The 26,517-nt window shown below is 62.9% G+C and carries 15 protein-coding genes and 2 pseudogenes; 14 read left to right on the forward strand and 3 right to left on the reverse strand.

Features of this window, described 5'->3' with window-relative positions; genetic code table 11:
• Positions 1 to 225 precede the first annotated feature (225 nt).
• The 6 genes from NKH23_RS31060 to NKH23_RS31085 all read left to right on the forward strand — a co-directional run bounded on the left by NKH23_RS31060 (position 226) and on the right by NKH23_RS31085 (position 15,028).
• Positions 226 to 2,151, forward strand: a complete 1,926-nt coding sequence (locus NKH23_RS31060; RefSeq protein ID WP_352978818.1) for an autotransporter assembly complex protein TamA — start codon at positions 226 to 228, stop codon at positions 2,149 to 2,151.
• Positions 2,151 to 8,201 carry a translocation/assembly module TamB domain-containing protein gene (locus NKH23_RS31065; RefSeq protein WP_352978816.1) on the forward strand — a complete coding sequence of 2,017 codons (6,051 nt, stop codon included), beginning with the start codon at positions 2,151 to 2,153 and terminating at the stop codon, positions 8,199 to 8,201. Before NKH23_RS31060 ends, NKH23_RS31065 begins: the two co-directional genes overlap by 1 nt.
• 261 nt (positions 8,202 to 8,462) lie before the next feature.
• On the forward strand, positions 8,463 to 10,115 hold the full coding sequence (locus NKH23_RS31070) for an ABC transporter substrate-binding protein (RefSeq protein ID WP_352716912.1): 1,653 nt from the start codon (positions 8,463 to 8,465) through the stop codon (positions 10,113 to 10,115).
• Between the two features lie 221 nt (positions 10,116 to 10,336).
• Complete coding sequence (locus tag NKH23_RS31075; RefSeq protein ID WP_292663614.1) at positions 10,337 to 11,371, forward strand: ABC transporter permease; 1,035 nt, start codon at positions 10,337 to 10,339, stop codon at positions 11,369 to 11,371.
• Positions 11,372 to 11,382: 11 nt separating this feature from the next.
• Complete coding sequence (locus tag NKH23_RS31080; RefSeq protein ID WP_292663612.1) at positions 11,383 to 12,540, forward strand: ABC transporter permease; 1,158 nt, start codon at positions 11,383 to 11,385, stop codon at positions 12,538 to 12,540.
• Between the two features lie 64 nt (positions 12,541 to 12,604).
• The gene (locus NKH23_RS31085) at positions 12,605 to 15,028 is read left to right on the forward strand and encodes a dipeptide ABC transporter ATP-binding protein (RefSeq protein ID WP_352716910.1); all 2,424 of its coding nucleotides are present in this window, start codon (positions 12,605 to 12,607) and stop codon (positions 15,026 to 15,028) included.
• A gap of 14 nt (positions 15,029 to 15,042) precedes the next feature.
• Here the strand turns inward: NKH23_RS31085 and NKH23_RS31090 are convergent, their stop codons facing one another.
• The gene (locus tag NKH23_RS31090; RefSeq protein WP_353036311.1) at positions 15,043 to 15,633 is read right to left on the reverse strand and encodes a transglycosylase SLT domain-containing protein; all 591 of its coding nucleotides are present in this window, start codon (positions 15,631 to 15,633) and stop codon (positions 15,043 to 15,045) included.
• Between the two features lie 218 nt (positions 15,634 to 15,851).
• Here NKH23_RS31090 and NKH23_RS31095 point away from each other — a divergent pair, with 218 nt between their 5' ends.
• Positions 15,852 to 17,390, forward strand: coding sequence for a trimethylamine methyltransferase family protein (locus NKH23_RS31095; protein ID WP_353036313.1), 1,539 nt, complete (start codon positions 15,852 to 15,854; stop codon positions 17,388 to 17,390).
• Positions 17,391 to 17,473: 83 nt separating this feature from the next.
• Positions 17,474 to 19,915: a GcvT family protein gene (locus tag NKH23_RS31100; RefSeq protein WP_352912719.1), complete on the forward strand. Its 2,442-nt coding sequence runs from the start codon at positions 17,474 to 17,476 to the stop codon at positions 19,913 to 19,915.
• Positions 19,916 to 19,930: 15 nt separating this feature from the next.
• Here the strand turns inward: NKH23_RS31100 and NKH23_RS31105 are convergent.
• Positions 19,931 to 20,307 (reverse strand): annotated as a pseudogene (locus NKH23_RS31105) (DoxX family protein).
• A gap of 180 nt (positions 20,308 to 20,487) precedes the next feature.
• Between NKH23_RS31105 and NKH23_RS31110 the strand changes: the two are divergent.
• On the forward strand, positions 20,488 to 20,994 hold the full coding sequence (locus NKH23_RS31110) for a hypothetical protein (protein ID WP_352491127.1): 507 nt from the start codon (positions 20,488 to 20,490) through the stop codon (positions 20,992 to 20,994).
• 118 nt (positions 20,995 to 21,112) lie between these two features.
• On the opposite strand, the gene NKH23_RS31115 is transcribed toward NKH23_RS31110, so the two are convergent.
• Positions 21,113 to 21,889, reverse strand: a complete 777-nt coding sequence (locus NKH23_RS31115) for a VOC family protein (RefSeq protein WP_352912720.1) — start codon at positions 21,887 to 21,889, stop codon at positions 21,113 to 21,115.
• A 173-nt stretch (positions 21,890 to 22,062) separates the two neighbouring features.
• On the opposite strand from NKH23_RS31115, the pseudogene NKH23_RS31120 reads away from it, so the two are divergent.
• From NKH23_RS31120 to NKH23_RS31140, 5 genes and pseudogenes are all read left to right on the forward strand, one after another.
• Positions 22,063 to 22,564: pseudogene (locus NKH23_RS31120) on the forward strand (gamma-glutamylcyclotransferase); the annotation flags it as partial.
• Positions 22,565 to 22,717: 153 nt separating this feature from the next.
• On the forward strand, positions 22,718 to 24,082 hold the full coding sequence (locus NKH23_RS31125) for an NAD(P)-dependent oxidoreductase (protein ID WP_352716900.1): 1,365 nt from the start codon (positions 22,718 to 22,720) through the stop codon (positions 24,080 to 24,082).
• 2 nt (positions 24,083 to 24,084) lie between these two features.
• Entirely contained in the window at positions 24,085 to 25,398 is a 1,314-nt protein-coding gene (gene preA, locus NKH23_RS31130) for an NAD-dependent dihydropyrimidine dehydrogenase subunit PreA (protein WP_352717103.1), read from the forward strand.
• A 101-nt stretch (positions 25,399 to 25,499) separates the two neighbouring features.
• The gene (locus NKH23_RS31135) at positions 25,500 to 26,018 is read left to right on the forward strand and encodes an RrF2 family transcriptional regulator (protein ID WP_352912721.1); all 519 of its coding nucleotides are present in this window, start codon (positions 25,500 to 25,502) and stop codon (positions 26,016 to 26,018) included.
• Positions 26,019 to 26,031: 13 nt separating this feature from the next.
• The gene (locus tag NKH23_RS31140) at positions 26,032 to 26,490 is read left to right on the forward strand and encodes a carboxymuconolactone decarboxylase family protein (RefSeq protein ID WP_352912722.1); all 459 of its coding nucleotides are present in this window, start codon (positions 26,032 to 26,034) and stop codon (positions 26,488 to 26,490) included.
• Positions 26,491 to 26,517 lie beyond the last annotated feature (27 nt).

Genomic DNA, 26,517 nt, shown 5'->3' on the forward strand with positions numbered 1-26,517 from the left:
CGCGCTTGTCAACATCAGGACGCGGCAGGATCCGCCTGCCAACGGTTTGCTTTCCGGCCGGTGACCGGTAGTAGCTCCATAGGACAGGGGATCACGCTTTCTTGCGGCGACGCAGAAGGTGTGAGTTCCAAGCCCTGTCTATTTCAGCAATTGGATTGTGGCCCCTTTACGAGTGCTTCAGAACTTCATTCCAATTTTAGGTTTGCGAACTAGGCTAGGAGCGTAATGCCGGCGTATGAAAGGCAGATGTCGGGAGGAACCGCGCCACGGCGCGCGCTTTCGCGCGCCCTGCTTTTCGCATTGTTGTGCTCGACGGCACTTGTTGCCGAAACCGGAAGCGCTGCCGCCTTCGAGATTTTCGGCATCAAACTGTGGGGATCCAAAGACGAAGATGCCGACATCGTCGACCCGCTGCGCTATGCGGTGACGATCGAGGCGCCGGACGCCGACAAGGATCTCGCCGAGAAGCTCGAAAACGCCTCGGCGCTGAAAGCCGACGAGGAACACCCGGTATCAGGTTCGCTGGGTCTTTTGGCCAAGGCGCGCAGCGACCGTGAGCAACTTGTTGCCGCGCTCTACGCGGACGCCCGCTACGAGGGTGTCGTCACCATCACTATTCAGGGCAAGCCGCTCGACGATCTGCCGCCCGATGCCGAGTTTTCCGGCCCGCAGCCGATTCCGGTGGTGATAAGCATAGCAGCCGGGCCGAAATTCACGCTTGGCAACATCAGGCTGAAAGGCGATGCAGCGGGGCTGGCAAGTGCCGATTTCGGTCTGATCGCCGGCGGTGACGCCAGTTCGGGCGCCGTGCTCAAAGCCGAGGCGGCGATCGTGCGGGCACTCAAGCAAGAAGGCAGGCCGCTGGCCAAGGTGACGGGCCGCGAGATCGTCGCCGAGCACGCCGGTTCGACGCTCGACGTGACGCTTACCGTCGCGGCCGGCCCGGTCGCCGGCTATGGCGACACCACTGTCGAGGGCGCAGAAAAGGTCGACCGCGACTTCACCGAATATATGACCGGCCTGAAGCGCGGCCGCCAATATTCGCCCGATGAGATCGACGATGCACGCGACCGGCTGCTCGGGCTCGAGGTCTTCAACAGCGTGACGGTGAAGGAAGCCGACGCCCTCGACGCCGACGGCAACATCCCGATCGGTGTCCAGGTAAGCGAACGCAAGCCGCGCTATTTCGGCATTGGCGGCAGCTTCTCAAATACCGAAGGGCTGGGCCTCGAAGGCTATTGGGGGCACCGCAATCTGTTTGGCCGCGCCGAAAAGCTGCGCATCGACGGCAAGATCAGCGGCATCGGCAGCAACGACTTGACCCAGCTCAATTACAATGCCGGCGTCATGTTCGAAAAGCCGGGCGTGGTAGGGCCGGCGTCGAAATTCATTGCCAGCGTCAATACCGTGCTGGAGCACCCCGACGCCTACGACCATTTCTCGGTCAAGGGCAGCACCGGCCTATCCTACGAACTCGACAAGAAGCAGACGGTTTCCGCGCAAGTCGCGCTTGATTATTCGAGAATCCACGACGCTTTCGGCAAGCACACGTATCTGATCGCCAGCATTCCACTGCAATATGTCTACGACAATCGCGACAACAAGCTCAATCCGACCCGGGGCTTCAGGGTGCTGGCCTATGCCGAGCCGAGCTACGACATTTTGAGCGGGGCTGCCTTTGTCAAGCTGAAGGGCGAGGGGTCGGCCTACCAGTCGCTCGATTCGGCCTCGAAATTCGTTTTCGCCGAACGTGTCGCCATCGGCTCGATCATCGGCGCCGGTCTTCAAGATGTTCCGGCCGACCGCCGCTTCTACTCCGGCGGCGGTGGCTCGGTGCGCGGCTATGCCTATCAAGGCATCGGCCCGAAGGACAGCAACGGCGAGCCGATCGGCGGGCTTTCCTTCTTCGAGACCTCGGTCGAGATGCGCATCGCGGTCACCGACAAGATCGGCCTCGTGCCGTTCGTCGATGCCGGCACGGTGTCGACCAGGCAGGTCCCCGATTTTTCGGACATGAAGGTCGGCGCGGGTGTAGGCTTGCGCTATCTGACGGCGTTCGGGCCGCTGCGCATCGACGCGGCAGTGCCGCTCAACCGCGGCCCCGACGATCCTCATTTCGGCATTTATGCCGGCATCGGCCAGGCATTCTGATGGCAATATTCAGGCGCATCCTCCGTATCCTTTTCTACACGCTGCTCATCATCGTGGCAGCGGCGGTGGGGGCGCTCGTCGTGCTGACCAAAACCGAGGGCGGCCGCGAAAACCTTGCCGGCATCATCTCGACTATGGCCTCGACCGGTGATCGCAAGGTCACTGTCGTCGGCATCGACGGCATCTGGTCGGGCGCGCTCAGGGTCGATCATGTCGTTCTGGAGGATCGCGAAGGCGCCTGGATGGTGGCGCGCAAGGTGGCTGTCGACTGGTCGCCGCTGGCACTTCTGTCGAAGAGCTTCAGCGCCGATCGCATTGGCGCCGAGCGTATCGAGTTGGCAAGGCTGCCGGTGGCCAGCACACAGCCGAGCCAAAGCGGAGCGACGACGCTGCCGGTTTCCATCGACGTCAAGCAGCTCGACCTTCCCGAAATCGCGCTCGGGCAGGCTCTGGCCGGCAGCGGGGTCGCCGAACTTACAGCCAAGGGAGCGCTCAAGGCGGATGCCTCGCCATTGGCGATCGAGACCAACCTCAACATCGTTCGCCACGACGGCAAGCAAGGCACGGTCGACGCCAAAGCCCATTTCGCGCCGGCCGACAACAAGCTCGACCTCGACCTTAAAGCATCCGAGCCGGCCGGCGGCATCATCGCCAACCTGCTCAACCTGCCGGGCGCGCCGCCGGTCAACATTGTCGTTTCCGGCACCGGACCGCTCGCCAACTGGAATGGCATCGGGACCTTCGTTGTCGACGGCCGGATCGTCACCCAGCTTACCGGTCGCCATCAGCTCACCGACAAGGGTCATTATGTCGAGGCCAATGGCGATGGCGAATTCGAGCGCTTCCTGCCCGAAACTCTGAAACCGCTGTTTGCCGGCAAGACCAGCTTCGACCTCGCCGGCACAGCGACCGCGGCCGGCGGCGTCGATGTCGAGCGCGCCAATATCGACAGCGGCGCCATGCACGCTACCGCCGCCGGCATTGTCGATCCGAACGGCGCCAGCGATCTTTCTGTGAAACTCGCGGCGAAAGGGACGCCGATCGTGCTCAGCCTCGGCAGCGAGGCACAGCCGATAACCGTGGCGATCAAGGATGCCACGGCCCGCGCTTTCGGCGATGGCAAGGCGCCGATGGTGGACATCGGCGCGTCGCTGGTCTCGGTGGTGGCGGGCGGCACGCGGGTGGACGACCTGATCGGGCAAGTGCATTCCGATGGTTTCGACATCCAGAACCGTAGCGGGCCCGTCACCATCAAGCTGACGGCGGCCGGCCTGAACACCGACGTCGCGACTTTGGCGCCGCTGGTAACGGGCAGGGTCAGCGCCGGTCTCGCCGGCTCGGTCAGCAAGGAACAGATTGTCGTCGACGAAGGCACGCTACGCAGCGACGCGCTCAATGCGTCCGTAACGGCCACAGTGGCGCTTGCCGATCTGTCGATGACGCTCAAGATGAATGCCGACGCGGCTTCGACGGCGCTACCGCCGCAGATCAGCTCGGTTCTCGGCCAGCGGGTGCAGTTTTCCGCAACCGCGACACGCGACCCGGACGGTGCGTTCGCCGCGAACGCATTGCAACTCACCTCAGGCACGCTTAGCGCCAGCGGCACCGCCAGTGCGCAAGGCACCGATATCCGGGCCGATATCAAGGGCACGCTGGGCGACGTGTCGGTGCTGTCGCCGCTGGTCGGCGCCAAGGTCGGCGGCGCCGTCGGTTTCGCGCTGACCGCAAGCGGCGCGCGCAGCGCACCGGATTTCTCGGTTTCGGCCAACAGCGACAGCCTGACGGCGTCCGGCCATGCGGTGAAGCAGATCAAGCTGAGCGCGAGCGGCAAAGCCGATATCGCCAGTCCCGCCGCCGATGTCTCGCTGACCGGCTCGGTCGACGACCAGCCGCTGGACCTCAAGGCATCGCTGGTCACCACCGACGGCAAGCGCTCCATCAATGGACTTGCCGTCTCACTGGCCGACAACAAGGTCTCCGGCGACCTCGGGCTCGACGACAACCTGTTGCCGCTCGGCACGTTGACCCTCGATGCCGCCGATATTGCTCCGCTGGCCACACTCGCAGACCAGTCGGTAGCCGGCGACGTGCGCGGCACCATCCGCTTTGCGAACGACAACGGAGCGCCGACGGTCGCGATCGATGCGACGAGCACCGCGATCTCGCGCGGCGAACTGGCGGCGAAGACAATCGCCGTCAACGCGCTGGTCGCCAATTATCTCAAAGCCCCGGCAATCTCCGGCAAGATCAAGGCCGACACGATCACCTCCGGAACTACGGTGATGAGCGGCATCGATGTCGACCTGAAGCGCGATGGCGACTGGACCGGCTTTAGCGGCGGCGCCACGGTCGCCGGAATTCCGGCCAGCGCATCCGGGCGGGTCAGGGTTGCGAACGGCACCACCAGCATCGAGCTTGCCTCGGGCGAGGCGACCATCCGCGGCATCAAGGCAGCTATCGCGCAGCCATCGGCGCTGACAATCGCCAATGGCAGGGTGAGCATAGAGAAACTGGCGCTCGGTGTCGGCGGTGGTTCGATTGCCGTGTCGGGTACGGCTGGCCAGACACTCGATCTCGCTGCCACCTTGTCGGCGGTGCCGGCAGCGCTTGCCAATGATTTTTCACCGGGTCTCGATGCCGTGGGCGCGCTCAGCGGCACCGCGCAGGTCACGGGATCGTCGGCTGCCCCCGACATCCGCTTCAACGCCCGGCTCAGCGGCGCCGAAACCAGCCAGACCCGGCAGGCTGGGCTCGGGCCGCTCGATCTCGATGCGGCAGGCCGTTTCTCGTCGGTCAGCGGCCTGGCCATCGAGCAGGCGACGCTTGCCGGCGAGAAAATCTCCGGCAAGGCAGCCGGCACCATCAATCCGAACGGCGCCAGCGATTTCTCGCTCGATCTCACCTCGACCGGCCCGAACCTGCCGCTGTCGCTCGGCAGCAAGGCGAGCCCGATCAAGCTTGAGCTGCAGGCGATATCGCTAACGGCGGCCGGGCAGGGCACCCAGCCGAAGCTCGACATTTCCGCAACGCTGCCATCGGCCGCCACCAATCTCGCTAAGGTCGAGGGCATCACGCTTGCGCTGCACTCCGATCGCTTCGACGTGAAAGCCCGGAGCGGGCCGATCTCCGGCACCGTGACTGCCGAAAAAATCGGCCTCGACAATCCGACCATCGCGCCGCTGATCGCCGGCAAGGTCACTGCCAAACTGGCCGGCAGCCTTGCCGCCGACGCTGTCATCATCGATAGCGGCACTGTGATCAGCGACGCGTTGAACAGCGGCTTCAACGGGCGGGTCTCGCTGGCCGACGGTGACATCGACCTCAATATCAGGGCGGATGCCGCGTCGGGGGCGCTGCCGGTGGCGGTGCGTGGCGTGCTCGCCGAGCGAACGCAATTCAGTGCCGCGCTGAAGCGGGACGCCAACGGCAATGTCACCGCCAACGCCGTCAGGCTGTCGTCCGGTTCGCTGACGGCAGACGGGCAGGCGAGCCTTGCCGACAACAAGCTCAACGCCGACGTCAAAGGCGCGCTAGGCGACGTCTCGCTGCTATCCAAGGACGCCAAAGGCGCCATTTCTTTCGCGCTGAATGCGCAAGGCGCCAGCACCGCGCCGGATCTGTCGCTGACTGTCAACAGCGACAGGCTTTCGGTCGCGGCGCGCGAGATCACTGGCTTGAAGCTCACTGCCACCGGCAAGGCTGATGCCGCCAACCCGGCTGCGAATGTGCAACTCATCGGAAATATCGGGGGCCAACCGCTGCAGGGCAGTGCCGTGCTGGCGACATCGGACGGCAAACGCGCCATCAACGGGCTTTTGCTGTCGCTCGGCAAGAACCGTATCTCCGGCGACCTGGCGCTCGACGATGCCTTCGTACCGGCCGGCACCGTGGCGCTCGACCTGCCCGATATCGGTCCGCTTGCGGCCCTGGCACTGGAAAAGGCCAATGGCGATGTGCGCGGCACGATCGCCTTCTCCAAGGCGGGCACCGTGCCGCAAGTCGCCGTCAAGGCGACGACCGGCTCGATCTCGCGCGGCGATGTCTCGGCCAAGGCCGTGACGATCGATGCGCTGATCGCCAACTATCTGGCGGCACCGGTGATCTCGGGCAAAATCCGTGCCGACAACGTGACCTCCGGCGGCACGGTTATTCGGGGCGTCGACGTCGATCTCAAGCGCGACGGCGAATGGACCGGCTTCTCCGGTGGCGCCTCCGTCAAGGATATTCCCCTGAAGGCCGCCGGCCGGGTCAAGGCGGTCAAGGGCACGACGACGGTCGAACTTGCCACCGGGGAGGCGACCATCCGCGGCATCAAGGCGGCCATCGCCCAGGCCTCGACCATCAACATCGCCAATGGAGTGACCAGCCTCGACAGGCTGGTGCTCAATCTCGGCGGCGGCACGGCGACGGTCATGGGCAAGGCTGGGCAAGCGCTCGACCTCAACGCGACGCTGGCGCGCGTACCGATCTCGATAGCCAACAGTTTTTCGCCGGGCCTCGATGCCGCCGGTTCCATCTCGGGCACTGTGAAGGTGACGGGCGCGCCGGCCAATCCGGCCGTTGCCTTCAAGATCGAGGCCGCAGGCGTTCAGACCTCGCAGACCCGTGGTGCAGGTTTCGGCGGCATGGGTGTTTCATCCTCAGGTACATATTCGGGTAACAGACTGACGTTCGACGCCAACATGAGCGATGCCGCTGGCCTCGGCCTCAAGGGCGGCGGCACGATGACGACATCAGGCGCGCCCACCCTTGATCTCAACTTTTCCGGCAAGGTGCCGTTCGCCTTCCTCACCAGGACCCTCGCCGCACAAGGCCTGTCTCTGAGCGGCACGGCCGACGTCGATGTGCAGGTGCGCGGCCCGGCGACGTCGCCGGTGATCTCAGGCACGGTTCGCACGTCAGGCGCCCGACTGCTCGACGCGCGCTCGGGGCTTGCGATCAACGACATCACTGCCGATGTCGCCATCGGTGGCGGCGTGGCAAGGATCAATCGCCTGACCGGCACGCTGTCGACGCGCGGCAGCCTTTCGGCAAGCGGCACCGTCGGCATCGATCCGGCTAAGGGTTTTCCGGCCGATCTGTCGGTCAAGCTCGTTGACGGCCGCTATACCGACGGCAAGGTGGTCACCGCCAATCTTGGCGGCGACCTGACCGTCAAGGGACCGCTCACCTCCGCGCCGGTGATTTCCGGTACCGTCAACCTGGCCAAGACCGTCATCACTGTACCCGAAAAGCTGCCCGGTTCGCTGGCCGAGCTCAACGTCAAGCACAAGAATGCGCCTGCCGCCGTGCGTGCGCAGGACAAGGCGTTGCGCCCTGCCGCTGCAAGCAGCGGTGGCGGCGGCAGCGGCCTCAACCTCGACGTCACGGTCAATGCGCCGAGCCAGATCTTCATCCAGGGCAGGGGCCTCGACGCCGAGCTCGGCGGTTCGCTGCGGCTGACCGGCCCGGCATCGTCACCCCAGGCGGTCGGCACCTTCACGTTGCGGCGCGGACGGCTGACGATCCTTGCCAAGCGGCTGACCTTCACGGAAGGCACGGTCGGCTTTTCCGGCTCTCTGGTGCCCTACCTCAACCTCACGGCGCAATCGAAGACGACCAGCGCCACCGTGACCATCGTGGTGTCGGGCGAGGCGACCAACCCGAAATTCACCTTCTCCTCGGTACCGGCGCTGCCGGAGGACGAGGTGCTGGCGCAGCTGATCTTCGGCCGTTCGATGTCGAACCTGTCGCCGCTGCAGATCGCGCAGCTTGCCGAGGCTGCCGGACAATTGGCCGGCGTTGGCGGCTCGACCTCCCTGCTGCAGAACCTGCGCAGCGCGATCGGCGTCGACGATCTCGACGTAATCACCGACGAACAGGGCGGCACCGCCGTCTCGGCGGGCAAGTATCTCAACGACCGCACCTATGTGACGATCCAGAAGGGCGACAGGCCAGGCTCGGGCAAGGCAACCGTCGATCTCGACGTGGGGCGCGGCGTCAAGCTGCGTGGCGAGGCAACCGACGCCGGCGAAGCCAAAGGCGGTGTTTTCTACGAACGGGAATATTGAAACCAGCCGTTCGCGCAGAACGGTTGCTTGTCCGAAGAACGCGCGACGCAGCCGCGAATGTCCCAGTTTAATCGCCCGTTGAGATTTCGGACGAAATCCCTGGCGCAGTAGCAAATTTGCGCCAAGACTGTCGTTATCGCGCGAACCGCCCTGCTTTCAAAGTTGCACATTCCTTGGCATGTTCCCAATCCGTGCCGTCTTTGACATCATGGCGCGAATGCGGAATGTTAAAAGGCAGAAAGCCAACAATGGGAGTTATTCATGACGATCTACAAGAGTAACGGCGACCGCGTTCCCGATCACATCCTGGCCATGGCCGAAGACGCCAAGGCAGGCAAGATGGATCGTCGCGAATTTCTGGCTCTCGCCAGCGTCTTCGGCGCGTCGACGGCGATGGCCTATGGCATGCTTGGCCTTGCAGACCCGACGCCGGCCAAGGCGGAAGAGGTCCAGGGCAAGAAAGGCGGCGTATTGAAGGTCGCGCAATGGATCAAGGATCCGAAGGATCCGCGCAAGTCCGACTGGTCGGAAATCGCCAATGCCGAGCGTCAGGCGCTCGAGCCGCTGGTCAAATATACCACCGAATACACATTCCGCCCCTATCTGCTGGAGAGCTGGGACGTGAATGACGACGCTACCGAATACACGCTGCATGTGCGCAAAGGCGTCACCTGGAACAACGGCGATCCGTTCACCGCAGACGACGTCATCTTCAACCTCAAGCGTTGGGCCGACAAGAAGGCCGAAGGCAATTCCATGCCCGGTCGCCTCGGTTCGCTGGTCAAGGACGACAAGCTGGATGAGAGCGCGGTGACCAAGGTCGATGACCACACGATCAAGCTGACGCTCAGCAAGCCGGATATCGCCCTCATTCCGAACGTGTGCGACTATCCCGGCCTTATCGTCCACAAGACCTTCGACGAGAAGGGCGGCGATTTCAAAGCCTGCCCGATCGGAACCGGCCCGTTCGAGTTGGTCTCCTACGATGTCGGCCAGAAAGTGGTCTACAAGCGTCGTGAGGACAACAAGTGGTGGGATGGCGAGGTGTTCCTGGACGGCATCGAGTTCATCGACTACGGCACCGATCCGGCGGCGATGGTCAGCGCTTTCGAAGCTGGCGAAGTGCACACCAATTTCGAAACCTCGGCCGACTATGTGTCGATCCTCGACGGCATGGACTTGGCGAAGTCCGAGGTTGTCACCGCCTCGACGATCGTCTGCCGCACCAATGTGACCAACAAGCCTTACGGCGACCAGAAGGTTCGCAACGCCCTGCAGCTCGCAGTCGACAACGCTGTCGTCCTCCAGCTCGGCTACGGTAATGCCGGCACGGTTGCCGAAAACCACCATGTCGCCCCGATCCATCCGGAATACTACGAGTTGCCGAAGGTTGCTCGTGACCCGGCCAAGGCAAAGGCGCTGATGGCGGAAGCCGGCCAAGCCGATTTCGAGCACGAGCTGATCACGGTCGACGAGGACTGGCACAAGAACACAGGCGATGCGATCGCCGCGCAGATGCGCGACGCCGGCATCAAGGTGAAGCGTACGGTGCTGCCGGGTTCGACCTTCTGGAACGACTGGACGAAGTATCCGCTGTCGATGACCAACTGGAACATGCGGCCGCTCGGCGTCCAGGTTCTGGCGATCGGCTATCGTACAGGTGAAGCCTGGAACGAGACGGCCTGGTCGAACCCGGAGTGGGATGCCAAGCTCAACGCTGCGCTCGCGGTTGCCGACGCAGCCAAGCGCAAGGAAATGATGAAGGATATCGAGCAGATCCTGCAGGATTCCGGCATTATCATCCAGCCTTATTGGCGCAAGCTCTACAGCCATTCGGTCAAGGCGGTGCAGAACTACAAGATGCACCCGACCTTCGAGCGCGACTACGGCAAGGTCTGGCTCGACCAGGCCTGACCGGACGATCCGGAAAGGGGCGTCTCGCCCCTTTCCGTCGCTCTTTGCATGGTCCTTGGACCGGAAGTCGGCGCAGCAAAAAGTTGCGGACTCTTCGGTCGGGGTCTGCAATAAAAAGGGTGTTGCATCTGGGACTGGTCTGAAGGCTTGTTCTGCCGCTGGCGGCAGGGCACGGCTTGCAAACCGGTTCCAACCCCCAACCCGACCGGCAGGGGACCGCCATGCTTTCTTTCGTTATCAGGCGTCTCGGCACCATGGCATTGACGATGCTGTGTCTGACGATGATCGTCTTCTTCCTGGTCAATCTCGGGCCCAATCTGAAAAAGCTGGCGATCAGCCAGACCGAAATGCACACCTCGGCCGAGCAGCTTGAAGCTTGGCTGGTCAACCATGGCTATCGGCAGAATTTCTTTATCCGCTACGGCCAATGGCTGGGCGTCATGCCCAAGCAGCCGGTGACCGACCCGGCGACCGGCAAGCCCGCACAGCGTTTCTCCTTCTGCAACGATCCGGTCGTGCCGACATTCTCCGGCATCCTGCAGGGCGATTTCGGCTGCTCGACCAAGTTCAAGACGACGGTCGCCTCAAAGCTCTTTCCGGCGCTCAGCGCGACCGGCATACTGATGCTCTGCGTGCTTGCGGTTATGGTGCCCGTCTCGCTCCTGATCGGCATTCTTGCCGGCATGCGCGAGGGCTCCCGCACCGACCGCACGTTGTCGGTGGCTTCGATCGCCTCGACGGCGACGCCCGAATATGTTTCGGGCGTCATCTTCACCGTCATCTTCGCCTCCTGGCTCGGCGTGCTGAACGGTTCGGCGGCCTCGGCCAGCCAGGGCATCACCTTCTACAATTTCACCTTGCCGGTGATGACGCTGGCGATCTACGGCATCGGCTACATCGCCCGCATGACCCGCGCCTCGATGGTGGAGGTGATGACACAGCAATATATCCGAACCGCCCGGCTGAAGGGCCTCTCCTTCGGCAGCGTGGTGATAAAGCACGCTCTGCGCAACGCGCTGATCGCACCGTTCACCGTCATCATGCTGCAGTTTCCCTGGCTGCTCACCGGCGTCGTCATCGTCGAGGTGATGTTCCGCTACCAGGGGTTCGGCTACACGCTGGTCGAGGCCGCCGGCAACAACGACATCGATCTTCTGCTCGGCTGCTCGCTGGTCTCGGTGTTTATCGTCCTGATCACACAGCTCATCTCCGATGTCGGCTACGCGTTCCTCAATCCGCGCATCAGAGTTCAATAGGAGACCAGCGGATGCAGGTCGAATATCTCAGCGCCTTCAACGTCGTACTCGGCGTGCTTACCCGCTTCTGGCCGGTCTGGATCGCTCTCGCCCTGGTGATGGGGGCGAGCTTCGGCTACAAGAAGAAGCTTGGCCTTTACGGCCAGCTTTTCGACAGCGGCGTCGGCATCGTCGGCGTCGGCATCTGCCTGTTCTGGCTGTTCACGGCGATCTTCGCATCGACGGTCGCGCCCTTCGATCCGCTCGCCCAGGTGCCGATCATGAAGGACGCGCTGCCTGGGGCAATCGATCCGCAATCGGGGCTCGCCTATCTCTTCGGCGGCGACAAGCTCGCCCGTGACGTGTTCTCCCGAATGGTCTATGGCAGCCAGATCGTGCTGATCATCGCGCCGGCGGCCACCGGTTTTGCACTGATGGTCGGCATTACGCTCGGCCTTCCGGCCGGCTATTATGGCGGCAAGATCGATACGGTGCTGTCCTTCCTCGCAAACCTTGTGCTGGCCTTCCCGGTGATCCTGCTGTTCTACCTGCTGGTGACGCCGGGCATCATGGACACGCCGATCCCCTACGCGATGGCAGGGCTGTTCTTCCTGTTTCCGATCATCTTCTTCAGTGTGCTGTTCTGGACGCGCTACAAGAACCGCCCCGACCGCCTCTATATCCTGCTTGGCCTGACGTTGGTCGTTGGCGGCTGGATCTATGCCGGCCTTGTCTTCGATGCCGATCCGTTCAAGATCATCCACATCGATCCCAACCAGCTCAACATCTTCGTGGCGGTGGTGTTCGCCTCCAGCCCGGGCGTGTTCCGCATCGTGCGCGGTCTGGTCATGGATATCAAAACGCGCGACTATGTTGCGGCGGCGCAGACGCGCGGTGAATCGCCCTGGTACATCATGCTGTGGGAGATATTGCCCAACGCGCGCGGGCCGCTGATCGTCGACGCCTGCCTGCGCATCGGCTACACTACGATCCTGCTCGGCACGCTCGGCTATTTCGGGCTGGGGCTGGCGCCGGAAAGCCCGGACTGGGGCACGGCGATCAAGGATGCCAGCCGGCTGCTGCGCTCGTTCATCCACCCGGCGCTGCCGCCGACGATCGCATTGATGTCGTTCGTGCTCGGCCTCAACCTCCTGGCGGATTCGTTGCGCGAACAGTCGATGAAAGATTGATACCGGGAAAGATCGATGCCGGGTTCGGCCCGACATGCCTGAAGAACAAGGATTGGAGCGACCCATGAATGAGGCAGTTCGAAATCCCGCCAAGCCGACCAATGGGCCGACCAATGGGCCGATCATCGAGATCGAGAACCTGTCGATCTCCTTCTTCACCCGCAAGGGCGAGATCCCGGCCGTCATGGATTTTTCCTGCACGGTCATGCCCGGCGAGGCGATGGGCATCGTTGGCGAATCCGGCTGCGGCAAGTCGACCGTGTCGCTCGGCATCATGCGTGACCTCTCCAACATCGGAAAGATCGTCGGCGGAAAGATCAAGTTCCAGGGCAAGGACATGGGAGAACTGTCCGACGAGGAACTGCGCGCCATCCGCGGCAACAAGATCGCCATGATCTACCAGGAGCCAATGGCCAGTCTGAACCCGGCGATGAAGGTCGGCCAGCAGCTGATGGAAGTGCCGCTGATCCACGACAAGGTGTCGAAGGACGAAGCTTATAAACGCGCTTTGGAAATGGTGCGCGCGGTGAAGTTGCCGGATCCCGAGCGCATGATGCGTTCCTACCCGCACCAGCTTTCCGGCGGCCAGCAGCAGCGCATCGTCATTGCCATGGCGCTGCTGTCGAAACCGGCGCTGCTTCTGCTCGACGAGCCGACGACGGCTCTGGACGTGACAGTTGAGGCCGGTATCGTCGACCTGGTCAAGGGGCTGGGCGAGAAGTTCGGCACCTCGATGATCTTCGTGTCGCACAATCTCGGCCTGATCCTGGAGACCTGCGACCGCATCACGGTGATGTATTCGGGCGAAGCGGTGGAGACGGGCAAGATCAAGGACGTCTTCGACCGGATGCGCCATCCCTACACGCAAGGCCTGTTCCGCTCGATCCCGTTGCCGGGCGCCGACAAGAATTCGCGGCCGCTGATATCCATCCCGGGTCAGTTGCCGCTACCGCACGAGCGGCCGAAGGGCTGCAATTTCGGCCCGCGCTGCCACCATTTCGTCGAGGGCGTCTGCAACGCCGCCGAAATTCCGATGATCGCGGTCGACGGCCATGACGGGCATTTCTCGCGCTGCGTGCGCTTCAACGAAATCGACTGGGAGGCGCTGCCGCCCGGCGCCAAGAAGGTCAACGAGCGGGTGGTGCCCGGTGCGCCGGTGCTCCAGATCGAAGACCTCCGGAAGTACTACAAGGTCGGCGGCAGCGAAGTGTTCGGCTCGAGCGAGGGCCGCGTCGTCAAGGCCAACGAGACGATCTCGTTCATGGCGCGCGAATCCGAGACCGTCGCTATCGTCGGCGAATCCGGCTGCGGAAAATCGACCCTGGCCAAGGTGCTGCTCGGCCTCGAAACGGCAAGCTCTGGCCGCGTGAAGCTCGGCAATAAGGAGATCCAGTCGACCGGGATCGAGAAGCGTTCCGTCGACACGGTATCGTCGATCCAGATGGTGTTTCAAAATCCGTTCGACACACTCAATCCTAGCCATTCGGTCGGTTCGCAGATCATCCGTACGCTGGAAAAGTTCAATGTCGGCAACACGGTGGCCGACCGCCGCAAGCGGATGCTGGAGTTGCTCGACCTGGTGAAGCTGCCAAGGGCGTTCGAGACGCGCAAGCCGCGCCAGCTTTCAGGTGGCCAGAAACAGCGCATCGGCGTGGCGCGTGCCTTTGCCGGCGACGCCAAGGTGGTGGTGGCCGACGAGCCGGTCTCGGCGCTGGATGTGTCGGTCCAGGCGGCGGTGACCGAGCTCTTGATGGACATACAGCGCAAGAACAAGACGACGATGCTGTTCATCAGCCACGATCTGTCGGTGGTGCGCTACATCGCCGACCGCGTCGTCGTCATGTATCTCGGCTATATCGTCGAGCAAGGCACGACCGACCAGATCTTTTCGCCGCCCTATCACCCCTACACCGAGGCGCTGCTGTCGGCGATTCCGATTGCCGATACCAGCGTGGTGAAAAGGCACATCGTGCTCGAAGGCGACATTCCGTCGGCGATGAACCCGCCCTCTGGCTGCCCGTTCCAGACGCGCTGCGGCTACAAGAAACTGGTGCCGGACAATCTTTGCGAAACCAAGGTGCCGCCAGTCAAAAATCTCGGCGACGGCCATATGAGCCTGTGCTGGCTGTCCGACGACGTGCTGGCGAAAATGGAGCCGGTGATCAAATTCGACAAGGAGCACGCCGCGAATGAGGGCGTGCCCGAGGATGCAAACCACGGTGTTGGCCCAGGCTTTGCCGGAGATCCGCCCAAGCGCCCGCATGGAAAGACTGGCAGCGTTGAAGCCGATGCCGAGGGTCAGGCAGCGGAGAATGCCGAAGCGGTCGCCAAAGCCCGAAGTCACGAGGTTCGCGACGAGGTTTCAGAGACCGGCGGCACCTCAAGCTCTGCCGGCAGCCCGGTGGCACCAATCATGCCGCCGATTGTCGGCGACGGCCGCCAGGCCGAGGACGCCTCGCGCAAGCCGCGCAAACCCAAGGGCGGCTGAGAGCCGTTAATACGCTAGGGCGTGCATTGCCGTAACTGCGCGGCGTAGTCCTGCGCCATCTGTTCGGTGGCATGCGCATAGCGCTGCACGTCGGCGTCGCCGCGATTGCCGCGCTTATAGGCGTTCCAGCCGAGATAGTAGGCGAGATACACATTGTAGGTGTCGTTGCGGGCGACGCCGAGTGTGTCGGCGGTCTTGGAATGATACCAGCCGACAAAATCGACGGCATCGGCAAACCTGGTGCGGCGCGCCGCCCAGCTGCCGGTCTCGTTCTGGTATTGCGCCCAGGTCCCGTCGAGCGCCTGCGAGAAGCCGGTGGCGCTGGAGATATGTTTCCAGGGAATGAAACCCAGCAGCTTGGTGCGCGGCGGCCTGGCATTGCTCTTGAAGCCGGATTCCTTGCGCACCGTCGCCATCAGCACGGGAACCGGCACACCGTATTTCTGCTCGGCGCGTTGTGCCGCCGCCTGCCAATTGTCGAACCAGCCGTCATTCTGGTCGAAAACGGCACAGACATCGTTGATGTGGTTCGGCGGCGTCGCGCAGGCCGAAAGTGTCAGCGGCACGGCAATCGCTACAATTTTACTAAAACTCGACCTACGCATTGGAAGAGCATTAGGCCGAAAACATAAAAGGAATCTTGCGGCGTTTCTTAACGGCTCGTCGGTCGCTTTGGCAGGCGCTGAGGAAGTATGAACATTCCGACGTTTGTTGTCGCTTTTACCGACGTGAAATTCCCGCAATGGCGCCTTGGCTAAAATCACGCCCGCAGGTGGCGGATTCTTGACAGCTCGATCTTCGTGCCGGCGCTTTGATGCGCCGCATGAGCGAACCAAGACGCAAGCGCGGCGCCGAGCGAACCAGCAACAGGGGACCGACCGCCATCCCGCAACTGCCGCTCAGGCGGGTTACAAATCCGTATCCGCCGATGGCGATGCTCTCGGCCGACCAGATCGAGGCGATCCACCAGGCGTCGATGCATATCCTGGAGAATTTCGGCATCGAGGTGATGAGCCAGCGGGCGCTGTCGCTGTTCGAGAAGGCCGGGGCCAAGGTCGATCATGCCTCGATGAACGTCCGCATCGATCGCGGCATGATCGAGGAAGCGCTGAGGACGACACAGTCCAGCTATACGCTGACGCCGCGCAATCCCGCCCATGCCGTCCACCTCGGCGGCAATACAATCAACTTCACGCTCGTCGCCGGGCCGCCGAATGTGCACGACATGGAGCGCGGCCGCCGTGCCGGCAATTTGCGCGATTATTCCGATCTCGTCCGGCTGGCGCAGCACTTCAACTGCATCCACATGCTCGGCAACCAGGTCTGCGCGCCGATAGAACTGCCGGCGAATTCCCGTCAACTCGACACCTATTTCGCCAATCTGACACTAACCGACAAAAGCTTTCACGTCTCGGCCATCGGCCGCGGCAGGGCGCTCGACGGCATCGAAATGATGGCAATCGCGCGCGGACTGACGCTTGACGAGATGCGCGACGATCCCGGCGTCACCACGATCATTTCGGTCAACTCGCCGCGCCGCTTCGACGAGATGATGGCCGAGGGGCTGATGACGATGGCCGAATTCGGCCAGTCCGTCGCGGTGACGCCGTTCACGCTGATGGGGGCGATGAGCCCGGTGACGCTTGCCGGCGCGCTCGCCCAGCAGAATGCCGAGGCGCTGTTCGGCGTGGTGCTGACGCAGCTCGTCCGCCCCGGCGCGCCGGTGATGTATGGCGCCTTCACCTCCAATGTCGATATGAAATCGGGAGCGCCGGCTTTTGGCACGCCTGAAAACACCAAGGCGAATATAGCGTCCGGACAGTTGGCGCGGCGCTACAAGCTGCCTTACCGCACGACACCGGGCTCGGCTTCCAATGCCGCCGACGCGCAAGGCGCCTATGAGACGCTGATGGCGCTGTGGGGCGCGGTGCTCGGCCACGGCAATCTCGTCTACCATGCCGCCGGCTGGCAGGAGGGCGGACTGACAGCGTCGTTCGAAAAGTTCATCATCGACGTCGAGATGATCCAGCACATGATGGAGTTTTTGCGCCCGATCGAAGTCAACGAGGCCGAGCTTGCCGTCGAGGCTCTGGGTGCGGTTCCGACCGGCGGCCACTTCTTCGGCGAGCCGCACACGCTGGAGCGCTACGCCACGGCCTTCTACCAGCCGATGCTGTCCAACTGGCAGAATTTCGAGGCCTGGCAGGAGGCCGGCGGGCTCGATGCCACGGCGCGGGCGACGAGGCTGTGGAAGAAGGCGCTGGAGGACTATGTCGAGCCGGTGATGGAAATCTCCAGGCGCGAGGCGCTTGAGGCGTACGTGGCCAAGCGCAAGGAAGCGATCGGGCAAAGCGAGCCTTAAGCGCTGCTCTTCTTGTTCAGATTCATTCTCTTCTCCTACAGAATCATGAAACCCAACCAACTCTTTGAAATGACGAGAATCCCATGAAATCGCATGCAAAGGTCGTGGTCATCGGCGGTGGCGTCGTCGGGTGCTCCGTGCTGTTCCATCTGGCCCGTCACGGCTGGACCGACATCGTGCTTCTGGAGCGCGACGAGCTGACCTCCGGTTCGACCTGGCACGCGGCCGGCGGCATGCACACCATCAATGGCGACCCCAATGTCGCCAAGCTGCAGAAATACACAATCTCGCTCTACAAGGAGATCGAGGAACTGTCCGGCCAGGCGACCGGCGTGCATCTGACTGGCGGCGTCTTGCTGGCGGCGACCGAGGCGCGGCTCGACTGGCTGCGCGGCGTCGTCGCCAAGGGCCGCTATCTCGGCATCGAGCTCGAGGAGATATCGCCTGATGAGGCGGCCGAGCTGATGCCGCTGCTCGACCCCAAGCAGTTCGTCGGCGCCGTTCGCAACAAGGAGGACGGTCATCTCGACCCGTCCGGCGTTACCCACGCCTACGCCAAGGCGGCGAGGAAGCTTGGTGCCGAGGTCGAGCGTTTCACCAAGGTCGAGGATATTGTGCGGCGCGCCGACGGCCTGTGGCGTGTCATTACCAACAAGGGTGAGGTGGTGGCCGAGCATGTCGTCAACGCCGGCGGCCTGTGGGCGCGCGAGGTCGGCCGCATGGTCGGGCTGGAGCTGCCGGTGCTGGCGATGGAGCACATGTACCTGATCACCGAGGACATGCCGGAAGTCGCTGCCTGGAACCAAAAGACCGGCACAGAGATCATCCATGCCGTCGATTTCGACGGCGAGCTCTATCTGCGCCAAGAGCGCGGCGGCATGCTGATGGGCACCTACGAAAAGGCCAACAAGCCGTGGTCCGAGTTCCAGACGCCATGGAATTTCGGCCACGAGCTGCTCGAACCCGACATCGACCGCATCGCACCGTCGCTGGAGGTCGGCTTCCGGCATTTCCCGGCCTTCCAGAACACCGGCATCAAGCAGATCATCAACGGGCCCTTCACCTTCGCGCCGGACGGCAATCCGCTGATCGGGCCGGTGCGCGGCCTGCCGGGGTTCTGGGTGGCCTGTGGTGTCATGGCGGGGTTCTCGCAGGGCGGCGGCGTCGGGCTGGCGCTGTCGAACTGGATGATCGAAGGCGATCCCGGCGCCGATATCTGGGCGATGGATGTGTCGCGCTACGGCGACTGGGCGACGATGGCCTATACCAACGCCAAGGTGCGCGAAAACTATTCGCGGCGGTTTTCGATCCGCTTCCCGAACGAGGAGCTGTCGGCTGGACGGCCGCTCAAGACGACGCCGGTCTACGATTTGTTGTCGGCCAAGGGCGCGCAATGGGGGGTCGCCTATGGGCTGGAGGTGCCGCTGTGGTACGCGCCCGAAGGCGTCAAGGACGAATTCTCCTGGCGGCGCTCGAGCGATTTCGAGCATGTCGCAAATGAGGTCAAGACCGTTCGAGAAGGCGTTGGCCTGTCGGAGATTTCGAGCTTCGCCAAGTACAAGGTGACGGGCGAGGGGGCGGCGGCTTGGCTTGATCGTCTGCTTGCCTGCAAGCTGCCAAGGCCCGGCCGCATGACGCTGGCGCCGATGCTGAAGGAAGACGGCAGGCTGATTGGCGATTTCACGCTGGCCAATCTCGGCGGTCCAAATTCTGAAAATAACGATTGGTTCCTGGCCGGCTCCGGCGTCGCCGAGCAGTACCACATGCGCTGGTTCGAAGCGCATCTGCCGAAGGACGGCTCTGTCAGCATCGAGGCGCTCGGGGCAAAGCTCACCGGCTTGTCGATCGCCGGGCCGAGCGCGCGCGACGTGCTGGCAAAGGTTACACGGTCGGACGTGTCGAATGCGGCCTTTCCGTTCATGGCCATCAGCAGGATGGACATCGGCATGGCGCCATGCCTGGTCGGGCGCGTCAGCTACACCGGCGATCTCGGCTACGAAATCTGGGTCGCTCCGGAATATCAGCGTGCGGCATTGCAAGCCTTGATGGCCGCGGGGGAGGAATTCGGCATCGGCCTGTTCGGCTCGCGCGCGCTCAATGCGCTGCGGCTTGAGAAGAATTACGGCTCATGGGCGCGCGAATACCGGCCGATCTACGGGCCGTTGGAAGCCGGGCTCGACCGCTTCGTCGCCTACGGCAAGCAGGCCGATTTCATCGGCAAGCAGGCGGCGCTGGCCGAGCGCAAGCAAGGCGGCAGACTGCGGCTGCGGGCCTTTGTCGTCGATACTGTCGATGCCGACGTCATCGGCGACGAGCCAATCTGGCATGGCGGTGCCGTGCGCGGTTGGGTCACGTCGGGCGGCTACGCACATCATTCCAAGAAATCTGTCGCCATGGGCTATGTACCGAAGGAGATCGCCGATGAGGCCGACGGTTTCGAGATCGAGGTCCTGGGCAAACGTCATGCAGCGCGCATGCAATCGGCGCCGCTATTCGACGCCAATTTCGAGCGGATGCGCGGGTGAAGACGCGCCGACGCCTCAGCTGTTGCGCCGGTTGTCGAGGGCCAGGGCACCCGGACCGGCAAACACCAGATAGAGGAAAATGAAGCAGAACGAGATCGCCGAATCGCCGCCATTGTTGATGGGGAAGAAGTCGCGCGGCATGTGCGCCATGAAATAGGCGATCGCCATCTCGCCAGCCAGGAGGAAGGCGACCGGCCGGGCGAAGAGCCCAAGCGCACGAATTCGAGGAGGCCAGCGGTCAGCGTCAGCCCGGTCAATGTACCGGCATGGTCGCCGGCGGGAAAATTGAACAGCTTTTGCGTACCATGTTCGATGAATTGCAGTGCCGTCATGATGCGCAATGCGGCCAGAGCCTGCGGCTGATATCTGGCAAGGCCGTCGAAAAGCTTCATCTAAGACTCCATTTTACCCCCGAACCGGCCATAGATTATCGCCCGGCAGGGGACCATTCACTTCGCATGGCCCCGCCATCAACAATCAGTGATGGAAATGTTCCTCGTCTTTCAATATTTTTCTCTCCAGGGTTGTATTTAAACCGCTATAGTTGTACTGAGATCCAGACACTCCAAACCATGTGGGTTCCGTTTGCCATGAGAAAAGTCGTCGTCAGCCTATTCGCCATCCTTGCAGGCACCAGCGTCGCCATGGCCGACGACGCCGGCTGTGCTGCTTTCAAATGGCCGGTGACGCGCGAGGAGGCCCTGTTTGCGGCGGCGCCCGCCGCGCAGTCCGGCGCTGACCTTTCGGTCGGCGAGGCTGCAGATGTGGCGTTGGCGCCGGTCGGCACGATCAGCTTCACCGTTCCGCCGGAACGCGCGCCGGCAGCCGGTACATTCGGCGCGACGGCGAGCGTGGCCGTGCCCCCGGAGGGAGAGCTCCAGATCAGCCTGTCTGATGAGGCCTGGATCGATGTCGTTCAGGACGGTAAAGCGGTGAAGTCGGCGGCTTTCAGTGGCATAAAAACCTGTCCGGGGATCCGCAAGAGCGTGCGCTTCAAGCTAGCCGCCGGCCCGGCGACCATCCAGCTCAGCGGCGCCAAGAAGCCCGATCTCAAAGTTTCCGTGCTGACGCCGGAATAGTTCTCAAAGAGCGTAAGGTTGGAGGGACAGCGCCCCTCTCTGTCCTGCCGGACATCTCCCCCCTCGAGGGGGGAGATCGGTTTTTGCTGCCGGTTTCGCCAATCGCGACGCGACGTTGCTACCGCACCGGTGCCATTAGCGCGAAATGGGCGCCTTGCGGGTCCGTGCACTGCACGATCCAGCTGCCGCCGGGGACCTCCATCGGACCCATCAGGATCTTGCCGCCATTGTCGGTGACACGCTTGGCTGCCGCGTCGATGCCGGGCACGTTGAAATAGAACTGCCAGACCGGGACCGGGATCTGCTCGGGCTTGTTCATCATACCGCCAACGGGCTCGCCGCCGAAGGCAAAGAGCTGGTAGACGCCCATCGGACCCATATCCATGGCGTCGCCCTTCTCCCAGCCGAACTGGCTGGAATAGAAATCGGACGCCGCCTTCCAGTCTGACGTATAGAGCTCATGCCAGCCGATGTTGCCGGGTGTCGCCAACGGTAGCGGCGGCTGGTCGGGGCCGCTGGGCTGCAGGAAGTTGAACATCGCGCCTTGCGGATCGGCAACGACGGCAAAGCGGCCGACGCCAGGAATGTCGTCGGGCTCGCGGTGAACCGCGCCACCAGCCTTCTTGAGGGAGGCCGTTGCGGCATCGACATCCCTGGTGAGGATATAACCGATCCAGGCCGGCGGCATGCCCATCTTGCGCGCGTCCTCGGGCAGCGTCATCAGCCCGCCGACGCCGCGCTCGCCGACATTCATCACGATATAGCGCGGCATGCCCGGGGCCCCTTCGAATGGCTGCCCCCGCCAGCCCACCACGGAGGTGTAAAACGCCTCGGCGGCGTCGAGATCGGTGGTCATCAGCTCGTACCAGAAGAAGGGCATCGGGGACTGTGGCATTGTCGTGCTCCTTGCGGTTTGTACATCGATCATGCGCGATCTATTCTAAGACGATCTTCACGACGAAAATCCGACAGCCAACCAAAAAAGATGACGGCAAATTGGAAATGTTACCGGGTTGCGCGCCCTGCGGTTTTCGATTTTGCTTGCAGTCAACGAGGGGTTGTTGATCCATGCGCCGGATGTCGCTCACTTCCGAACTTGTCGCACTGTGCCATCGGGAAGAGACCGATCTCGGCCCCGACCGCAGCTGGACGCAGCTGACCGACGAAGATTTCCGGGCTCTTGCCTTGCGTCTCTCAGGCGAAGCAGACAAGGCCCCCTTATGGGTGTTCGCTTATGGTTCGCTGATCTGGAAGCCGGCCTTCGAGTCCGTCGAACGACAACGCGCTACCACGTTTGGCTGGCACCGGTCCTTCTGTCTCGACATGGTCCGCTGGCGCGGCAGCGTCGAGCAGCCCGGGCTGATGATGGCGCTCGAGCGGGGCGGGCGATGCAACGGCGTCATCTACCGCTTGCCGGAAGGCGAAAAAACCGCTGCAGGTCGAAAGGCTGTTGCGGCGCGAGATCGACGACCGCGAGAGCATCGGTTCGGTCAGGTGGCTTCCCGTGCATACGGCCCAAGGCACAGTCAGGGCGCTGGGCTTCTGGGTCGGCGGTCCTGAACGCGGTTCCGTACCTGCTTCGTGACGCATGGCCGTTTGGAAAACATGACTATTATTGTCATGTTTGTTGAAGCTTTTCAGTTGCTTGCGCCGAAAATTGACCAATTGATAAAAAAATAAAACGTGCTAGCCTTCCCCAAAACAAGAACATGGGGAACTGATGATGCCAGAAGGCCAGTTCAAGCAAGGCATTGCCGGCGGGCGGCTCTCGCCGGAGCAATATGCCGATAATTTTGCCGACCTGCATCCACCGCTCGATCATCACGAGGCACTGGTCGAGTCCGATCGCTGCTATTTCTGCTATGACGCGCCGTGCATGAATGCATGCCCGACCTCGATCGACATCCCGCTGTTCATCCGCCAGATTTCGACCGGCAATCCGATCGGCTCAGCCAAGACGATTTTCGACCAGAATATTTTGGGTGGCATGTGTGCCCGCGTCTGCCCGACCGAGACGCTGTGCGAAGAGGTCTGCGTGCGCGAGGTGGCAGAAGGCAAGCCGGTGCAGATTGGCCGCCTTCAGCGCTATGCCACCGATGTCGCCATGGCCGAAAGCAAGCAGTTCTACAAGCGCTCCGAACCGACCGGCAAAACGGTCGCCGTGGTCGGCGCCGGACCGGCCGGGCTTGCAGCCGCGCATCGGCTCGCCCGCTACGGCCATGACGTGACCATCCTGGAAGCCCGGCCGAAGCCCGGCGGCCTCAATGAGTACGGTATCGCGGCCTATAAGAGCGTCGACAATTTCGCCCAGGCCGAAGTCGACTATGTCACGTCGATCGGCGGCATCGACATCCAGAACGGCAAGGCGCTCGGCCGTGATTACCAGCTGTCGGACCTGACCAGGAATTACGATGCGGTGTTCCTCGGCATGGGGCTTGCCGGCGTCAATGCCTTGCGAGCGGATGGCGAGGAGGCGCAAGGCGTCACCAATGCTGTCGAGTTCATTGCGGAGCTTCGTCAGGCCAGTGATCTGGCCAGCCTGCCAGTCGGCCGGCGTGTTGTCGTCATCGGCGGCGGCATGACGGCGATCGACGCGGCGGTGCAATCGAAGCTGCTCGGAGCCGAAGAGGTGACGATCTGCTATCGGCGCGGCCCCGAGCACATGAACGCCTCCGAATTCGAGCAGGATCTGGCTGCCGCCAACGGCGTCATCATCCGGCACTGGTTGCAGCCGAAGCGGGTCATTGCCGACGGCGGCAAGGTGTCGGCGATCGAGCTCGAATACACCGCGATGGACGGCGACCGGCTCGTCGGCACCGGCGAGCGGCTGACGCTGACCGCCGACCAGGTGTTCAAGGCAATCGGCCAGAGCTTTGTCCCGGCTGCGCTCAACGGCAGCGGTGCGGAGATCGCGCTGGAAGCCGGCCGCATCAAGGTCGACGCCGAAGGCCGCACGTCGCTGCCAAACGTCTGGGCCGGCGGCGACTGCATCTTTGGCGGCGACGACCTGACAGTCTCGGCCGTCGCGCAAGGCCGCGACGCGGCGGAAAGCATTCATCGGGCACTGACCTCGAACGGGAGGGCATGAGCATGGCAGACATCCGCAACAATTTCGTCGGTATCAAGTCGCCGAACCCGTTCTGGCTGGCCTCGGCGCCGCCGACCGACAAGGCCTACAATGTCATACGCGCCTTCAAGGCCGGCTGGGGCGGCGTTGTCTGGAAGACGCTCGGCGAAGAGGGGCCGCCGGTGGTCAACGTCAACGGTCCGCGCTACGGCGCGATCTGGGGCGCCGACCGTCGTCTGCTCGGCCTCAACAACATCGAGCTGATCACAGACCGCGACCTGCAGGTCAACCTGCGCGAGATCAAGCAGGTCAAGAAGGATTGGCCGGACCGGGCGATTGTCGTCTCGCTGATGGTGCCTTGCGAGGAGCACGCGTGGAAGGCGATCCTGCCGGTGGTCGAGGAGACCGGCGCCGACGGCATCGAGCTCAATTTCGGCTGCCCGCATGGCATGTCGGAACGAGGCATGGGTGCGGCGGTCGGCCAGGTGCCGGAATACATCGAAATGGTGGTGCGCTGGTGCAAGGCCAACACCCGCATGCCGGTGATTACCAAGCTGACGCCCAACATCACCGACATACGCAAGCCGGCACGCGCCGCTCTTGCCGGCGGCACCGATGCGGTGTCGCTGATCAACACCATCAATTCGATCACCGGCGTCAATCTCGACAATTTCGCACCGGAGCCGACGATCGACGGCAAGGGTTCGCATGGCGGCTATTGCGGTCCGGCGGTGAAGCCGATCGCCATGAACATGGTGGCCGAGATCGCGCGCGACCCTGAAACGAAGGGCCTGCCGATCTCCGGTATCGGCGGCATCACCACATGGCGTGACGCCGCCGAATTCATGGCGCTCGGCGCCGGCAATGTGCAGGTGTGCACGGCGGCGATGACCTATGGCTTCAAGATCGTGCAGGAGATGATGGCCGGCCTGGAAAACTGGATGGACGAGAAGGGCCATGCCACGCTCGACGACATCATCGGCCGCGCCACGCCCAACGTCACCGACTGGCAGTATCTCAACCTCAACTACATCGCCAAGGCGCATATCGACCAGGACGCCTGCATCAAATGCGGCCGCTGCCACATCGCCTGCGAGGACACCGCGCACCAGGCGATCACCAGCATGGTGGACGGCGTCAGGCATTTCGAGGTGATCGAGGCCGAATGCGTCGGCTGCAATCTCTGCGTCAATGTCTGTCCGGTCGAGAACTGCATCACCATGGAGCCTTTGGCGGTCGGTGTGATGGATCAGCGCACCGGCAAGCCGGTGTCGCCGATCTATGCCAACTGGACGACGCATCCGAACAATCCGATGGCCAAGGTGGCGGCGGAATAGCATTGCGAAAAAAAGCGGCGTTCACGGGCGCCGCTTTTTAATTTTCCTATTGCGGATAAAAACTATCCACGATAATCTATATCCATGAACAGGAGAGCGAAATGAAGCTGGGCGAAGGCGTCGAAGCGGCCATTCATTGCGCCGCGATGCTTGCCGGTGTTGATGGCGCCGCGACCTTGCCGGGTGCGGCCATGTCCGAAGCGTTCGGGCTGTCGCCGAGCTATCTCCTAAAGCATCTCAACGCGCTGACGGCGTCGGGCATTCTGGAATCGGTGCCGGGGCCGTCCGGCGGCTACCGGCTGGCGCGGCCGGCGGAACGCATAACGCTGCTCGATATCGTGCTGGCCGTCGAAGGGCGCGAACCGGCATTCCGCTGCGCCGAAATCCGCCAGCGCGGCCCGGCGAAGCTCGATGCCTCGGTCTATGTCAAACCTTGCGGCATCAACGTGGCCATGCTGAAGGCCGAGCGTGCCTATCGCGCCGCGCTCGCCGACGCCCGGCTGTCCGACATCGTGGCAGAATACACGACCGATGCCGATCCCCGTTCGGTCGCCGCCAACTGTGCCTTCGTCGAGCGCCACCAGCGGCCGCAGAAATCAAGTTCAACCAAGCAAGCATGAAAGGCTACAGACGATGAAACAGAGGCTGCAATTTTTCGGCGCGGCGCCGGAGATCATGAAGGCGGTGTCGGCGCTCAACAAGGCAGTCGACGAATGCGGGCTCGAAAAAAGCCTGTTGCATCTGATCAAGCTCAGGGCGTCGCAGATCAACGGCTGCTCGTATTGCGTCGAGATGCACAGCCGCGAAGCGCGCCGCGAAGGCGAAAGCGAGCAGCGGATCTATCTCGTCTCCGCCTGGAAGGAATCGCCGCTGTTTTCAGAGCGCGAACGCGCAGCCTTCGCCTGGACCGATGCGCTGACCAGGATCGCCGACAACGGTGTGTCGGACGAACTCTATGCACGGACGCTCAAGCATTTCTCGGAGGAAGAGTTGGTCAAGCTGTCGGTTGCGCTCGGCATGATCAACACCTGGAACCGGCTTTGCGTTCCGTTCCATGCAATCCATCCGATGCCGGCGATCATGGCCGCTTGACCATGGACCAGGCGCGCGGCCTAGCGC

The sequence above is a fragment of the Mesorhizobium sp. M1328 genome, assembly GCF_040318075.1.
Taxonomy (GTDB): Bacteria; Pseudomonadota; Alphaproteobacteria; order Rhizobiales; family Rhizobiaceae; genus Mesorhizobium.

What these genes read in the sequence shown, in the direction of transcription:
- NKH23_RS31060 (WP_352978818.1), top strand. Translation starts at nt 226, where the DNA reads ATGCCGGCGTATGAAAGGCAGATGTCGGGAGGAACCGCGCCACGGCGC.
- NKH23_RS31065 (WP_352978816.1), top strand. Translation starts at nt 2,151, where the DNA reads ATGGCAATATTCAGGCGCATCCTCCGTATCCTTTTCTACACGCTGCTC.
- NKH23_RS31070 (WP_352716912.1), top strand. Translation starts at nt 8,463, where the DNA reads ATGACGATCTACAAGAGTAACGGCGACCGCGTTCCCGATCACATCCTG.
- NKH23_RS31075 (WP_292663614.1), top strand. Translation starts at nt 10,337, where the DNA reads ATGCTTTCTTTCGTTATCAGGCGTCTCGGCACCATGGCATTGACGATG.
- NKH23_RS31080 (WP_292663612.1), top strand. Translation starts at nt 11,383, where the DNA reads ATGCAGGTCGAATATCTCAGCGCCTTCAACGTCGTACTCGGCGTGCTT.
- NKH23_RS31085 (WP_352716910.1), top strand. Translation starts at nt 12,605, where the DNA reads ATGAATGAGGCAGTTCGAAATCCCGCCAAGCCGACCAATGGGCCGACC.
- NKH23_RS31090 (WP_353036311.1), bottom strand. Translation starts at nt 15,633, where the DNA reads ATGCGTAGGTCGAGTTTTAGTAAAATTGTAGCGATTGCCGTGCCGCTG.
- NKH23_RS31095 (WP_353036313.1), top strand. Translation starts at nt 15,852, where the DNA reads ATGAGCGAACCAAGACGCAAGCGCGGCGCCGAGCGAACCAGCAACAGG.
- NKH23_RS31100 (WP_352912719.1), top strand. Translation starts at nt 17,474, where the DNA reads ATGAAATCGCATGCAAAGGTCGTGGTCATCGGCGGTGGCGTCGTCGGG.
- NKH23_RS31110 (WP_352491127.1), top strand. Translation starts at nt 20,488, where the DNA reads ATGTGGGTTCCGTTTGCCATGAGAAAAGTCGTCGTCAGCCTATTCGCC.
- NKH23_RS31115 (WP_352912720.1), bottom strand. Translation starts at nt 21,889, where the DNA reads ATGCCACAGTCCCCGATGCCCTTCTTCTGGTACGAGCTGATGACCACC.
- NKH23_RS31125 (WP_352716900.1), top strand. Translation starts at nt 22,718, where the DNA reads ATGCCAGAAGGCCAGTTCAAGCAAGGCATTGCCGGCGGGCGGCTCTCG.
- preA (WP_352717103.1), top strand. Translation starts at nt 24,085, where the DNA reads ATGGCAGACATCCGCAACAATTTCGTCGGTATCAAGTCGCCGAACCCG.
- NKH23_RS31135 (WP_352912721.1), top strand. Translation starts at nt 25,500, where the DNA reads ATGAAGCTGGGCGAAGGCGTCGAAGCGGCCATTCATTGCGCCGCGATG.
- NKH23_RS31140 (WP_352912722.1), top strand. Translation starts at nt 26,032, where the DNA reads ATGAAACAGAGGCTGCAATTTTTCGGCGCGGCGCCGGAGATCATGAAG.